The 13,345-nt window shown below is 60.3% G+C and carries 10 protein-coding genes and 1 tRNA gene; 4 read left to right on the top strand and 7 right to left on the bottom strand.

Features of this window, described 5'->3' with window-relative positions:
* Positions 1 to 67: 67 nt before the first annotated feature.
* Positions 68 to 1,072 carry an inositol 2-dehydrogenase gene (gene iolG / locus JJC00_RS16235; RefSeq protein ID WP_200473526.1) on the bottom strand — a complete coding sequence of 335 codons (1,005 nt, stop codon included), beginning with the start codon at positions 1,070 to 1,072 and terminating at the stop codon, positions 68 to 70.
* Positions 1,073 to 1,377: 305 nt separating this feature from the next.
* On the opposite strand from iolG, the gene JJC00_RS16230 reads away from it, so the two are divergent.
* Entirely contained in the window at positions 1,378 to 2,250 is an 873-nt protein-coding gene (locus JJC00_RS16230; RefSeq protein ID WP_200473525.1) for a MurR/RpiR family transcriptional regulator, read from the top strand.
* Between the two features lie 44 nt (positions 2,251 to 2,294).
* Here the strand turns inward: JJC00_RS16230 and JJC00_RS16225 are convergent, their stop codons facing one another.
* From JJC00_RS16225 to iolD, 4 genes are all read right to left on the bottom strand, one after another.
* Positions 2,295 to 3,368: a Gfo/Idh/MocA family protein gene (locus JJC00_RS16225; RefSeq protein ID WP_200473524.1), complete on the bottom strand. Its 1,074-nt coding sequence runs from the start codon at positions 3,366 to 3,368 to the stop codon at positions 2,295 to 2,297.
* A 68-nt stretch (positions 3,369 to 3,436) separates the two neighbouring features.
* Entirely contained in the window at positions 3,437 to 4,411 is a 975-nt protein-coding gene (locus JJC00_RS16220; RefSeq protein WP_200473523.1) for a Gfo/Idh/MocA family oxidoreductase, read from the bottom strand.
* An 89-nt stretch (positions 4,412 to 4,500) separates the two neighbouring features.
* On the bottom strand, positions 4,501 to 5,400 hold the full coding sequence (gene iolE, locus JJC00_RS16215; protein WP_200473522.1) for a myo-inosose-2 dehydratase: 900 nt from the start codon (positions 5,398 to 5,400) through the stop codon (positions 4,501 to 4,503).
* Between the two features lie 6 nt (positions 5,401 to 5,406).
* Positions 5,407 to 7,278, bottom strand: a complete 1,872-nt coding sequence (gene iolD, locus JJC00_RS16210; RefSeq protein WP_200473521.1) for a 3D-(3,5/4)-trihydroxycyclohexane-1,2-dione acylhydrolase (decyclizing) — start codon at positions 7,276 to 7,278, stop codon at positions 5,407 to 5,409.
* Positions 7,279 to 7,447: 169 nt separating this feature from the next.
* On the opposite strand from iolD, the gene JJC00_RS16205 reads away from it, so the two are divergent.
* From JJC00_RS16205 to JJC00_RS16200, 3 genes are all read left to right on the top strand, one after another.
* Entirely contained in the window at positions 7,448 to 8,578 is a 1,131-nt protein-coding gene (locus tag JJC00_RS16205) for a Gfo/Idh/MocA family protein (protein WP_200473520.1), read from the top strand.
* A gap of 718 nt (positions 8,579 to 9,296) precedes the next feature.
* Complete coding sequence (locus JJC00_RS38135; RefSeq protein WP_246774230.1) at positions 9,297 to 9,755, top strand: hypothetical protein; 459 nt, start codon at positions 9,297 to 9,299, stop codon at positions 9,753 to 9,755.
* On the top strand, positions 9,679 to 10,401 hold the full coding sequence (locus JJC00_RS16200) for a hypothetical protein (protein WP_246774229.1): 723 nt from the start codon (positions 9,679 to 9,681) through the stop codon (positions 10,399 to 10,401). The genes JJC00_RS38135 and JJC00_RS16200 overlap by 77 nt, the downstream gene beginning before the upstream one ends.
* Before the next feature lie 71 nt (positions 10,402 to 10,472).
* Here the strand turns inward: JJC00_RS16200 and JJC00_RS16195 are convergent.
* Together JJC00_RS16195 and JJC00_RS16190 are read right to left on the bottom strand one after the other, a co-directional pair.
* A tRNA-Gly gene (locus JJC00_RS16195) sits at positions 10,473 to 10,546 on the bottom strand.
* 349 nt (positions 10,547 to 10,895) lie between these two features.
* On the bottom strand, positions 10,896 to 13,298 hold the full coding sequence (locus tag JJC00_RS16190) for an ATP-binding protein (protein WP_200473519.1): 2,403 nt from the start codon (positions 13,296 to 13,298) through the stop codon (positions 10,896 to 10,898).
* Positions 13,299 to 13,345: the final 47 nt, after the last annotated feature.

Raw genomic sequence — 13,345 nt, 5'->3', positions numbered from 1 at the left:
CTCGGTTATGAGACCTTGCGTAGCCTGACCCTGCTGCTGTTCGACGCCCCGAAGGCACGTTTCAACGTCACGCGATATTGCGGACCTCGACCTTTCTGCCGGTCTTGGCGGAGTCGATCGCCGCCTCCGCGAGCACGAGCGCACGGTAACCGTCATCGAAAGTCGCTTGGGTCGGCCGACCATCGCGAATGGTGGCAATGAACGCGGCGATCTCGGCTTCGTAGGCCTCCGCATAGCGCTCGATAAAGAAGTTGAGGTAGGGCTCGGCCGCATCGGTGGTGGTCGAGCCATAAAATTTCAGCTCGTGCGCCTTCCTGTTGTCGGAGATGAACATCCCCTCGCTGCCAAACAACTCTATCCGCTGATCGTAGCCAAAGGCAGCACGTCGAGAGTTATTGATATGGCACAGCTTTCCATCAGCAGTGCGCATAACAACCATGATAGAGTCGAAGTCGCCAAAATCGGCTCCGATGGTGGGATCAACAAGCGCGCTGCCGGTCGCGAAGACCTCGGTCGGCTCGTCGTTCAACATGAACCGCGCCACGTCAAAATCGTGGATCGTCATGTCACGGAAGATACCGCCGGAGACTGCCGTGTAACCTCGCGGTGGCATCCCCGGATCACGCGATGTGATGACGACCTGCTCAAGTTTCCCGATTTTGCCTGCGGCGCAGGCGTTGCGAGCGGCGCGGTGCCCGGGGTCGAAGCGGCGATTGAAGCCAATCTGAATTGGGACGTTGTAGCCTTCGATCGCCTTCCGGCATGCCCGCACCCGATCGAGACTGAGATCGATCGGCTTCTCACACAAAATCGGCTTGCCAGCTTTTGCCGCGAGTTCGATCAAATCGGCATGCGTGGCAGTCGATGTCGCAATCAGAACTGCGTCGGCCTTACAAATCGCATCTTCCACGCTTGCGGATACCCCGCAGCCATGCACTCTGGCGACCGCTTCGGCGGCAGTTGTGTTCGGATCGAATACCGTCTCCAGGCGCGCCCCGTCCGCCTTCGCAACATTCCGAGCGTGCAAGACGCCAATACGCCCGCACCCGAGCAATGCGAATTTGATCGCCACCATGTCCTCCCGCGACGCCTGTTCGATTTACTTGCAAGAGTTATTGCTAATATGCAAAAGTGTCAATAATTGTTCGCCGGCCCTATCGATGATTCTATGCCGCCGCCAGGGATGGTGACGCGAGGGCGCGTGAGTCACCTTGGGTCTTTAACCCGGCCGATCGACGACGAGGCCTTATTGCTGGATACCTGGGTCACGGAGATGCCTTAACTATCGCAAATTGACTTAGGGAGGGCCGCTTCCCAAACCAGGGCAAATTGTCGGCATTCGCAGGCAATGAAACGAGAATGGCGAGAGCACGGTAGATGCAGGACGTGAAGACACCGGAAAACTACGAGGAATTGATCCGTGTCATCCACGATCGCTACGATGACATGAGCAAGTCCTATCAAAAGATAGCCGTTTACCTGACCCAGAACCCGAATGATGTCGCGGTCCTGTCGGTAAACGCGATCGCCGATCGCTGCGGCATCCATGCTTCAAGCTTCGTGCGCTTTGCGCAGTCGCTTGGCTACGAAGGCTTCAAGGAACTCCAGGTACTGTTTCAAAGGCGCTTGTCGACCGCCGCCCCGGGTTTTGAGGCGCGCATTAAAGCTCTGGAAATCGAGTTGGGTGCTCGTACGGATCGCAGCGAAGTTGGCTTTCTGCGCGACCTGGTCGTCCGTGACATTGCTTCTCTTCAGGACATGCTCACGGATATTTCGCCGAAAGCTCTCTCGGAAGCGGTGAGTCTCCTTGAGAGAGCGGACTCGGTTTTTCTGATCGGGCAACTGCGTTCAGCGCCCGTGGTTGAATTCCTTCGCTACATATTGACCATGCTGGGCAAACGTTGCGTGTTGCTCGACGCAGGCGGCGGACTTGCTACGCACATGGCGCGTACGATCCGCAAGAAGGACGTGCTCGTTGCCGTGTCGTTCCGATTCTACGCAAACGAGGTCGTCAACGTTGTGGAGGAAGCCGGGCGCAATGGTGTTCCCATCATTGCGATGTCGGATAGCACGCTATCGCCGCTGACCAAGAGCGCCCGCGTTCTGTTCGCTGTTCCAGAGCATGAATACACCTTTTCGCGTTCGCTCGCCGCTCCGATGTGCCTTGCACAGGCTTTGACGGTAGCGCTGGCAGCGAGGCTACAGAAAAACGACATCAATCCGCGGATTCCAACAGTGACCAGTCAGTAGAACTACTCGAGTGGGCTTACTACGCTAAGATGCCACGCAGCGCTTCAGAAAACCAGTCGCCGATCGGTTACGGGGGTCACTCGCACCATGTCGGGTGTCGGATGGCGGTCACGTGGAGGGGACGCGATCGTTTGTGGTTGTCCGGTCAGGGCGGCCGTCTCAATTGCGACCAGTGCGCGCAAGTCCGCCAACCCCTCCTCGCCATCAGCCTCTGGCGGTGTTCCGGCTTTGATACAATCTGAAAAGTATTCCACCTGGGCGCCAAAATGGTCGATTTGCGGAAATTGAGTTTCGCGGACCTCGCCGTCGCGGCGCAGACGGAGTTTTGTTGCAGTCTCGAACCTGAAGCCGGGATCGAGTTCGAGATCGCCCGCCGTCCCGACGACCCGATAGTTGTCGACAGCGGCCGCCCCGAAGCTGGCGACAAATTGCGCCAGGCCGCCCGAAGGGAAACGCAGCATTGCTGCGACAGACGCTTCCACCTCGCAAAAGCGCGGGTCTCCGTTCGGTCGGTGCACCATCGCCATGGCCTCAATTGGCTCTTCTGCAAAGACGTGACGAGCCGCATTGACGCAATAGACCCCGACGTCCTGGAGCGGTCCGCCCCAACTCGCAGCTTTCAATCTGTGGTTCCCTGGCGGCGCTTGAAAGCTGAACACCGATTGAAAGAAGAGAGGCCGGCCGATCGCGTTGTTGCGGATCTGTTCGAGCACCGCGACGGTTCCGGGTTCGTTGTGGAGTCTGTACGCGGTCATCAGAAACACGCCGGCCTCGCGCGCAGCGGCGATCATGGCGAGGGCATCTTGTTCGCTTGTGGCTAGCGGCTTCTCGACCAAGACGTGCTTGCCGGCGCGAGCCGCGCGAACGGCGAAGTCGGCATGCAAGTGGTTGGGAAGAGCAATGTACACCGCATCGACATCGGAGCCCCTCAAAAGGGCATCATATCCGTCATATCCGACAATCTGCCCGATGCCATAGAAATCCGCCAACCGCACTGCCTTGTCCGGATCGCCCGTCACAATCGCGGTAACCTTCGAGTTTGTGGACTGTCCGACTCCCGGCAAGAAGGCTTGTTGCGAAATCCAGCCCGCGCCGACAACTGCATACTTGATCATCATTTCCTCTCCAGCACTCGCATTGGATCGCGTGAGACGTTGTCGACTTCCGTGCAGCCTCGTTCGCTCTGTCAGTCATACAGCGAGGGACGTGGCCCATATCGCAGCGGAGCCACACCATTTCCGGCGAGAGCCTCAGCGACTTGCTCTGCGATGGCCGAGGCGACATAGCCGTCCCATGCACTTGCTCCGACCGACGCTCCGGTCTTCACAGCGCCGACCCAATCGGCCATCTGCCTGCGATACGCCTCTTCGAACCTCGGCACCCAATTGTCCGGATACGAATGACCGCCAGCTTTGTCTCTGTTCAACAGCGTCAGCGACGCCGGCGCCAGCGATACCGTGCCCTGCCGACCGACCAGTTCGACATGGACGTGGTAGCCGTAGCCGGCGTTTACGAAAACCTCCGTCGAAACAATCTCGTCCTTGTCGGTCTTCATCGTGATCATGAGGGGCTCGCCGCCGGGCCCCGCCTCCACGTGCGCAGAAACCATCTCCGACCCCAGCAGCCAACGGCTGACGTCGATCTCGTGGACGAACGAATTCGTGATGGCCATCGAACCGTTGAACCACTCCGGCGCGCGAACGTTTCGGTGCACGTTGTGCAACAACACGGGGCCACCCAATTGGCCGGTGTCTTTGACGCGTTTGATCTCCTGATAGCCGGGGTCAAACCGGCGCATGTATCCGACCTGGATGAGCCTGCGACCCAAAGCGACTTCCGCCTGCACCACGTCCAGGGCATCCGCCGCTGAGGACGCCAAAGGCTTTTCGCAGAGAACAGGCTTCCCCGCCTCGACGCAGGCGCGTGTTAGCGCCGCATGTGTTGCATCGGGCGATGCAATCACGATGGCGTCGATCTGATCCGACGCGATCAACAATTGAGGATCCGAAAAGACGGTTGCTCCAGAGGCAACTGTCTGCGCCCGATCCGGGTTGGCATCACAAATCCCAGCAAGATGAGCGCCGGGAGTCCCGTGTCGGAGTATCCGAGCATGCTCGGCGCCCATTACACCTGTGCCAATGATCCCTATACCGATGCTCATTTCACACCTCCTCTCCCGACTTGACGCCAAGATGACCCCGCCAGGACAGGGCGAGACCTGAGCGCTTCTTCGCGTACGCCCGGTGTGGTTCATTGCGCGACTTCGTATCCAGCAGATGCCATCAAGCGCATCAATTCCGCGTGACCTTTCTTGGCCATTTCCAGCGGCGGACTGACCTTCGGATCCTGCTCCGCCTCGACGACGAACCAACCCTCGTAGCCGTAGGACGCGAGGCGGGCGATGATCGCGGCGAAATCGAGCGAGCCGTCGCCCGGCACGGTGAAGGCCCCTTTCACGACCGCGTCGAGGAAGCTCTGCCGTTTCCGGTCGAGCTTGTCGATGACGCTGCCGCGAACGTCCTTGGTATGCACATGGCCGATGCGAGAATGATGTTTATCGATGACACGCAAAACGTCGCCGCCGGCAAATGCCAGGTGACCAGCATCGAACAACAACGGTAACGCCTCACCAGAATTCGCCATGAGCATGTCGAGCTCAGCTTCGGTCTCGATCGCAGCAGCCATGTGGTGATGGTAGGCGATCGGCATTCCCTGCCCGGCACACCATTCCGCGAAAGCCGTCATCTTGCGTCCATACGCCTTGATCTCCGCCTCCGAAAGCCTGGGTTTGGTATCGAGCGGCGCAGAGCGAATGCCTTGGATCGAGCGCGCCGTTTCGCCGTAGACGATGCAGGGCGCCTTCGCCGCAACGAAGAAATCCATTTGAGCGCGAATGCGGTCCTTTTCCCGTTCGATGTCACCGTCGAGCAGAAGACCGGAGAACCAGCCGCCGCACACGGAAATGCCAAACCGCGCGAGTATCGGGCCGAGCTCCTTTATGTTCATGGGGAATCGCCGTCCGGTCTCCATTCCCGTAAAGCCGGCGACGCTCGCCTGCCGTAAGCACTCCTCCAGGCTCACGTCGTCGGAGAGTTCGGCAAGATCGTCGTTCCACCAGGCAATGGGGGCAATTCCAAGTTTCGCCTTCATGACTCATCACACTCCAATGCGCTGCTTCGCGCGAATCTCGTCCTGCTGCTTGCGCGCGCTTCGAACCGTCTCGCGCGAAGATACCTGAGGTACGCCGACGTCCCAGTCGGCATCGCCTGGAACCCACGAATACGCGTCCGAGGCGATCGAAAGCACGGTGGTGCGGTCGTTGCCTTTGGCCCATTCGAGCGCGGCAACAAGATCGGCAAGACTCTCGCAACGCCGTGCAGCCGCCCCCATGGCCTCCGCGTGCTTGGCAAAATCTACGTGAGGAGGATTGTCGCGATTCTGAACGCGACAATCGGTCAACAAATTGTTGAAGCCTGGCACGCCCTTGAACTGCTGCAATCGGTTGATCACCGCGAACCCGCCATTGTCACAGACCACAACAATCATCTTGTGACCGCTCAGAACCGTCGAGTAGATGTCCGAGTTCATCATCAAATAGGTACCGTCGCCGACCATCACGATCGGCGTGCCGCCGAGTCCACCGGGCCCGGAATTGGCCATCGCATGGCCCCAACCGGCCGCGACCTCATAGCCCATGCAAGAGAAGCCGAACTCAAGGTCAAAGGTATTCGGCGCCTTGACGCGCCATCCTTTTGCCACTTCGCCAGGCAGCCCGCCGGCGGCTGAAATCAAGGTATCTGTCTCACCGGCGGATGCATTCACTGCCTGCACGACCTGCGCGTAGGTCGGTACCGGAGCGTTGCTGGGGGCCTGCAGCGACTCGAGCAGCGCATCCCATTCCCTAAAGAGCGTCTGAGCACGCGCCATATAGGCGGGGTCGACGCGCCATGAGCCGAGCGCCGCATCGAGTTCCTCAAGCGTCTCCCGCGCGTCCCCCACCACCGCCAGCGCACGATGCTTCACCGCATCGAACCTGGCCGCGTTGATCGAAATGAAACGAGCGTCCGGGCTAAAGGCGGTCCATGAGCCTGTCGTGAAGTCCTGAAGGCGTGTACCCACCGCAAGGATAACATCGGCTTCGGCTGCGAGCGCATTCGCTGAGGTTGAGCCGATAATTCCGATCGGCCCCGCATGAGCCGGGTGATAGTGAGTCACCGCGCCCTTGCCGGCGACCGTCTCCACAATAGGAACTCCACGCTCGACCGCAAAATTCGCGATGACATTTCCCGCCAGCGAGTAGCGCACGCCGCCACCAGAGATGAGAAGCGGCTTCTTCGCGGTCTTGAGCAGCGCGGCCGCTTCCGCGAGTTTCTGACGGTCGGGACGCGGACGCGGGATGATCCAGGTTCGAGACTCGAAGAAGACCTCGGGGTAGTCGAAAGCTACCTCCTGGGTGTCCTGTGGTAGCGCGAAAAAGGCCGGGCCGCAGTCGGCCGGATCGAGCATCGCGGCTACTGCCTGCGGCAGCGAAGACATGATCTGCGCGGGATGAGTGATCCGATCCCAGTAACGCGTGACCGCCTTGAAGGCGTCGTTCACAGTGACGGTCGGGTCGCCAAAATGCTCGACCTGCTGGAGAACTGGATCCGGCAGCCGGTTGGTGAACGTATCGCCAGCGATAAGAAGGAGGGGCAATCGATTTGCATGAGCTGTTCCCGCCGCCGTCACCATATTCAGAGCGCCGGGCCCAATGGACGACGTCGCCACCATGATTTGCCGCCGAAGCTTGGCCTTGGCGAAACCGATAGCCGCCAACGCCATCGATTGCTCATTCTGTCCACGCCAGGTCGGCAGACGATCCTGCACCGCCTCCAAGGCCTCGGACAGACAGGTCACGTTTCCATGACCAAAAATGCCGAAGACGCCGGCGAACAGGGGCACGCGAACACCCTCGATTTCGGTGAACTGTTGGGTCAGCCATCGCACCAGGGCCTGGGCCATTGTGAGTCGGATTGTGGCGCCAGTCATGTGATCTCCTCCTTCGACGGGTTGTGAGAAACATAACCTCATGCATTGAATATTGACAATGATATTTTTTCGCAACAATTATTGCCGTTGGCGCCTTCCATTCAGAACGTGCTCGATTTCTTCGCGGGTCGCCTCAACTCCGACCTCATCGTGAACAAGGATTTTCGGCATGACTAAACCGAAGCTTCGCATCGGCCTCATCGGTAGCGGATTCATGGGGAAGACTCACGCTTTCGGTTACTCCATCGCTGCGCGTGTCTTCGACCTCCCCTTCGAGCTGGAACTGCATACGATCGCGGATATTAGCGACGAGGCGGCCGCGAAAGCAGCCTCGGCACTGGGCTTCGCGCGCGCGACCTCGGACTGGCCGTCACTCGTGGCGGACCCAGGTATCGACGTCGTGAACATCACCACGCCCAACGCGCTCCACAAGAAAATGGCCTTGGCCGCGATTGCCGGGGGCAAACATGTGTATTGCGAAAAGCCGCTGGCGCCGCTTGCGATCGACTCCCGCGAAATGGCTGACGCCGCTGAAGCGGCCGGAGTCAAGACGCAAGTCGGTTTCAACTACCTGTGCAACCCTATGCTGGGCCTCGCGCGCGAAATGATCGCCGCCGGAGAGCTCGGCGAGATACGCGGCTACCGCGGAGTCCACGCCGAAGACTACATGGCAGATAGCGCTGGGCCGTTCACCTTCCGGCATGATCCGACTGGCGGCGGCGCACTAGCCGACATTGGCAGTCACGCGTTGGCAACAGCCGAATTCTTATTGGGTCCAGCCGCTGGACCGATCACCCGGGTCATGGGCGATTGCGTCACGATGATTGAGGAGCGTCCCGATGGTAAAGGCGGCCGGAGGCGCGTCGAAGTCGACGATGTCGGCCGAGCTTTCCTCCGTTTCGCGAACGGCGCCTCCGGCTCGATCGAAGGGAATTGGATTGCGACAGGGCGGAAGATGCAACACGACTTCGAGGTCTATGGAACAAGGGGTGCCCTCGCCTTTAGCCAGGAACGATTCAACGAGCTGCATTTCTTCTCGACCGATGACCGCCGTGACCGTCAGGGATTCCGCCGGATCGAAGCAGGCCCGGACCATCGACCATACGGCCTGTTCTGCGTTGCGCCTGGCCACCAGCTTGGCTTCAACGACCTAAAGGCGATCGAAGCCGCGGGCTACCTTGACGCTATCGCTGGACGTCGGCCGGAGCCATTCAACTTCCGCGCTGGCCTGCGCATCCAAACACTCGTCGAGACGATTCACGCCTCGAGTCGCGCTGGAACATGGAAGGACGTTCCTTGAGAAATTCTTCCCTCGAAAATCGCCACGTGGGGCGGCACCCACTTCTACGGACGTCACCGTCGCTTCAAAGAACGATCGCGCTCACTTGCGCTCAATAGATTTTTCTTGATCTCCCAGTGCACACGTCATGCACACGCCACCCTCTAACCAATTGAAAGACTTAAACTCTAGCTCCAATCCATCATGGGGAAGTTTAAGAGAGCGTGAGCCATACAACAGCAGCCTGGTCCAACTGCACTTCACCGCTTCTACGAGCTCAACGAAATATGATCGCTAATCTCTCCTGTGATCGCTCTTCCTTACTTCAAATCTAGACCCCGTCAGATGCTCCACCATGCACCAAGCTTTCTCTACTTTCAGTGGAGCGATCACTACGGGTCATGATTGAATGAATTACCAATTGCGCCTTCGCTTCCGTACCCTTCCGGCTTGGATGTCGACAGTGGTGGCAAAGTCGCGCGTGTCGAGATTTGGCCTGACGGACGCATTTCTGTGTTGATACGAGAAGAAAGATCGACTCCAATAGATCCTGAGGACGATCCGGAGGTGTCTAGGAGTTTGCCGTGATGAGGGTGGGACGTTCGGCGCTGCCGCTGCCTCGCTACACAAGGCACAAACGCCTTCAGAAAGGACCTTTGCGTATTTCTTCGACGTGCCAACGTGGGCACGTAAAAAAGGTTGTCCAGTCAAGAACAAACCGCTCGGCGCCGATTACGATATGGCCGTGCAGCGCGCCGAGAAGATCTTGCTGCCTGCGTTCGACAGCTGGCTAACGGGGAGCGATGATGCGAATCCCGTGGGCATTGGAGTGGTGATCGGAACGCTGGATTGGATGTTTCACGAGTATCGTCGAACGTGGAAACAGAAGACGGCTAAGCGTTTGCAGCCTTTGAGCCCCGGTCAATGTCGCGTGCATGAGACCGGCATCAAGATGATCTGCGAATACCTGTTGAAGGACGGAAGGCGTCTTGGCGCGCTGCGCGTTTTGAGCATCGATACGGCATTTGCGGACGATTTGTTCGAGAAACTGCTCTACAAGACTGCTCTACAAGAATGTCGACGGCGAAAAGGTCGAACGCCGCACGACCGTGAACCACGCGATGAAGACCGCCCGCGGCGCGTGGAACACGATCTCACGGGCGCACCCTCACCTGTTTCCGCCGAAGAACCCATTTGAGAAGATGGGCCTGCAATCGACCTCGCGCGAAACGCCGCATGCCAATTTTGACGAGTTGGCGGCGTTCCGTGAGAAGGCGATCGAGTTGGGCTATCCGTCATTGGCAACAGGTGTCCTGATCGGCTGGGAATGGCTACAGCGCAAGGCCCATATCTTCATCCGGTTTATGGCGGAGCACTACCGGCCGGAAAGCCGCCCGAACCATGTCTACGTCATCAACTACAAGACGAGCACGGGCTCGTGGGAGCCGCTCTTTGATAGGAAGGGTAAGCCGCTCTATCCCCTGCTGATGGCCGAGCTCGACGCCATGAAAGCTTTGCGGCCGACCGGCGGACTGATGCTGCGGCGAGATGGAAGCAGTCTGCCCTGGAGCGGCAAGGGCGAGATGCTGACTCAAGTCGAGCGCATTTCGAAGAAGATCATTTTGGCCGCGGGTTTGCGTCCTGAGCTGACCTTCACGTCGTTTGGCCGGCATGGCGGGACCACTGAGGCGAGCACGTCCGGCCTCACAGAAACGCAGCTGATGAAGAAGGGCCAATGGTCATCGACCAAGGCGATGGCGCACTACCTCCATCACGACGACGAGGCCAAGCAGGACGCACAAATCAAGCGCATCAAGCGGCGCAAGCAAGCGGCCAGAAAGTGAACATTTGTCGGAATGGATTCCGCGGTCTTGTCGGAATGAAAACTAACAAGCCGATAAGTTCTTGAAATCATTGGAGCGGGTGAAGGGAATCGAACCCTCGTATTCAGCTTGGAAGGCTGCTGCTCTACCATTGAGCTACACCCGCGACACCGGCTCCCTAACACGGCCGGGCGGCGGTCTCAACTGCCCCCAGGACCACTTTCGGCTTTCCGTCCCCTTGCGCACAGGCCTGGTTCCGCCCGCCCCGCCGGCCCTTAACAGCGGTGGCCTTCCCGCCTATATTGAGATCTCCCGCAATCAACGAAAGGAGGTGATCCAGTGTCTTTTACCAAGCGCTGTCACCTCGCTGGGATCGCCCGCTAAGCTTTAAGTGAGGCTTGGCATCGGGGCGCTCTCAGCCCTGGACCAGCGAGCAAGAGATCGGGCGCGACGGGGTTCTCCCCGCCGCGCCTTTTCTTTGGCCAGGCCCGCTTCGCCGGCATCGCGCGTGCCGCTCAGAGCGGTCTCTCGCCCGCAAGCATCTCTCGAATCTTCTGAGACAGGTCAGCCTTCCGATACGGCTTCCGAAGCAGGGCCACGCCGGGATCGAGATGTCCCTCGTGGACGATGGTGTTGTCGGTATAGCCGGATGTGTAGAGCACCCGCACGCCCGGCCGGCGGAGGCGGACCGCTTCCGCCAATTCCCGCCCGTTCATGCCGCCGGGCATGATGATGTCGGTGAACAGGAGATCGAAGCTCGCCCCCTGGTCGACCAGCGCAAGCGCGGTTGCGCCATCGCTGGCAGTCAGCGTGCGATAGCCGAGGCTGCCGAGCTGGGCGATGACATAGCCCTGCACGAGCGGATCGTCCTCGACCACGAGGATGGTCTCGTGCCCGCGCGCCGGCGCGGGCGCCGCCACCGGCCCGGTCCTCGCCACAGACTCGCCCGCTGATCTCGGCAGGAACAGCCGCATCACCGTGCCGCGACCCTCCTCGCTCTCGATCGCGACGGTGCCGCCGGTCTGCTTGGCGAAGCCGTAGACCATGCTCAGACCAAGTCCGGTGCCGCGGCCGAGCCCCTTGGTGGTGAAGAACGGCTCGAACACGCGGTCGCGGATGTCGGCCGGGATGCCGTGGCCGGTGTCGGCCACGGCGACCATGACGTAGGAGCCGGCATCGCCGTCACCGTTGCCGGTGCTGTCGAGCTCCCGGTTTGCCGTCTCGAGCGTAAGCCTGCCGCCATCCGGCATCGCATCGCGCGCGTTGACGGCGAGATTGACGATCGCCGACGACAGCTGCGACGGATCCGCCATCGCCAGCCACGCATCGTCCGCCAGCCGGGTCACGATATCGACATGCTCGCCGAGGATCGGCCGCAACAGCTTCGCCGTCTCGACCACGAGACCATTGACGTCGATCTCGCGCGGCTCCAGTGGCTGGCGCCGCGCAAAGGTCAGGAGCTGAGACGTGATCTCGGCGCCGCGCGAGGCCGCATCGTCGATGAGCTGGGCGATCGCGGCGAGCTGTGGCTTGTCAGCAAGCCCCTCCTGAATGATCTCGATGGTGCCGGTGATGACGGTGAGCACGTTGTTGAAGTCGTGCGCGACGCCGCCAGTGAGCTGGCCGATCGCATCCATCTTCTGGGATTGGCGAAGCCGCTCCTCGGTCTCGTGCTGCGACGTGAGATCGGTGGCGGAGCCGCGATAGCCCATGAAACGCCCGTCCTCGGCGAACACGGGCTGACCGTTGACACTGAAATAGTGCAAGCGCCCGGCGCTATCGCGGCCGCGATACTCGAACTTCCGGAACGGCTCATGGCGATCCAGCGTCGCCATGTGATCGCGCCATTTCTGCACTTCGGCGTCTTGATCAATGGCGGCATCCGGACGTCGCTTGCCGATCAGGGCCTCGCGATCCATGCCGAACGCGCCGGCCCGGTCCGATATGTAGGTGAACACATGATCCGGCCCGGTTTCCCAGAACCAGTCGGATGCAGTCTCGGCATAGTCGCGAAAGCGCTGCTCGCTCGCGCGCGCATCCTCTTCGGCGCGCCGGCGGATCTTCAGATCACGTTCGAGATTCGCATTGGCCTCGCGCAGCTCGCCATAGGCACGGCCGAGATTGGCGCACATGGCGTTGAACGCATCGATCACCTTGTCCAGCTCGTCGGGATCGTAAGGAGGCCGTCGCTGCAGGTGCAACGGCGGCGGCGGCCGCGCCGGGCTGTACTTGCTGACGAAATCGGCAATCGCAACCAGATGCCGCGTCACCAGAATGTGGACCATGTAGATGATGAACAGCGAGACGATGAACGTCTTTGCCGCCTGGCTTGCCAGGATGACGAGGGCCCGGTTCAGCAATTGCTGATAGACATCGCTCAGCGTCGCCTCGACATGGAGCACGCCGATCGCGCGCGCGGTCCCCTGCACGGTGGTGGTCAGGGGATAGTCGCGCGTCACGACCGAGCGGCTGCTTCGCTCCCCGACGGCGACACGAATAGGATTGGGGCGATCGGCAATCTCACGGACTTCGGCGGCGCGCATGCTGGGCAGCCGCAGGATACCGTCGAGCTGGAGCTTGAGCTGGTTCTGGTCGAGATTCCACAGGCTCTCGCTGAGGCTGCCGGTAGTGCTGCGGCCGACCTCCTCGAGCCGCGTCTCGATCACGCCGACTTCACGATCATAGTCCAGATAGAGCTGGAGCGCGGTCAGTGTCAGCGTCACGATCGAGGAGAACAGCAGCACTGCGGCAAGCAGGCGGGGCCCGATGCCGCTCCGCGACCAGTTGAAGATCCGCGACGGTAGTGCCGCGAGCATCGGTGACGTGAACGCGGTTCCGATGCCGTTCAAATCCTGCTTCGCAGCCGCCGGCGCAACAGCGCGGCCGCGATCGGGATTCTTGTCACCTGCATTGCCCATGCATCCCGTTCCCGAAAATGGCGACACCTCTCCGGCCTGCCGGTCGC

Source organism: Bradyrhizobium diazoefficiens, from assembly GCF_016616885.1.
Lineage (GTDB): Bacteria > Pseudomonadota > Alphaproteobacteria > Rhizobiales > Xanthobacteraceae > Bradyrhizobium > Bradyrhizobium diazoefficiens_F.
Note: the sequence above shows the minus strand (reverse complement) of the source record. Positions and strands in the feature narration are given on the sequence as shown.

What these genes read in the sequence shown, in the direction of transcription:
- JJC00_RS16220 (WP_200473523.1), bottom strand. Translation starts at nt 4,411, where the DNA reads ATGAGCATCGGTATAGGGATCATTGGCACAGGTGTAATGGGCGCCGAG.
- JJC00_RS16200 (WP_246774229.1), top strand. Translation starts at nt 9,679, where the DNA reads ATGAAGACCGCCCGCGGCGCGTGGAACACGATCTCACGGGCGCACCCT.
- JJC00_RS38135 (WP_246774230.1), top strand. Translation starts at nt 9,297, where the DNA reads ATGGCCGTGCAGCGCGCCGAGAAGATCTTGCTGCCTGCGTTCGACAGC.
- JJC00_RS16230 (WP_200473525.1), top strand. Translation starts at nt 1,378, where the DNA reads ATGCAGGACGTGAAGACACCGGAAAACTACGAGGAATTGATCCGTGTC.
- JJC00_RS16190 (WP_200473519.1), bottom strand. Translation starts at nt 13,298, where the DNA reads ATGGGCAATGCAGGTGACAAGAATCCCGATCGCGGCCGCGCTGTTGCG.
- JJC00_RS16225 (WP_200473524.1), bottom strand. Translation starts at nt 3,368, where the DNA reads ATGATGATCAAGTATGCAGTTGTCGGCGCGGGCTGGATTTCGCAACAA.
- iolD (WP_200473521.1), bottom strand. Translation starts at nt 7,278, where the DNA reads ATGACTGGCGCCACAATCCGACTCACAATGGCCCAGGCCCTGGTGCGA.
- JJC00_RS16205 (WP_200473520.1), top strand. Translation starts at nt 7,448, where the DNA reads ATGACTAAACCGAAGCTTCGCATCGGCCTCATCGGTAGCGGATTCATG.
- iolE (WP_200473522.1), bottom strand. Translation starts at nt 5,400, where the DNA reads ATGAAGGCGAAACTTGGAATTGCCCCCATTGCCTGGTGGAACGACGAT.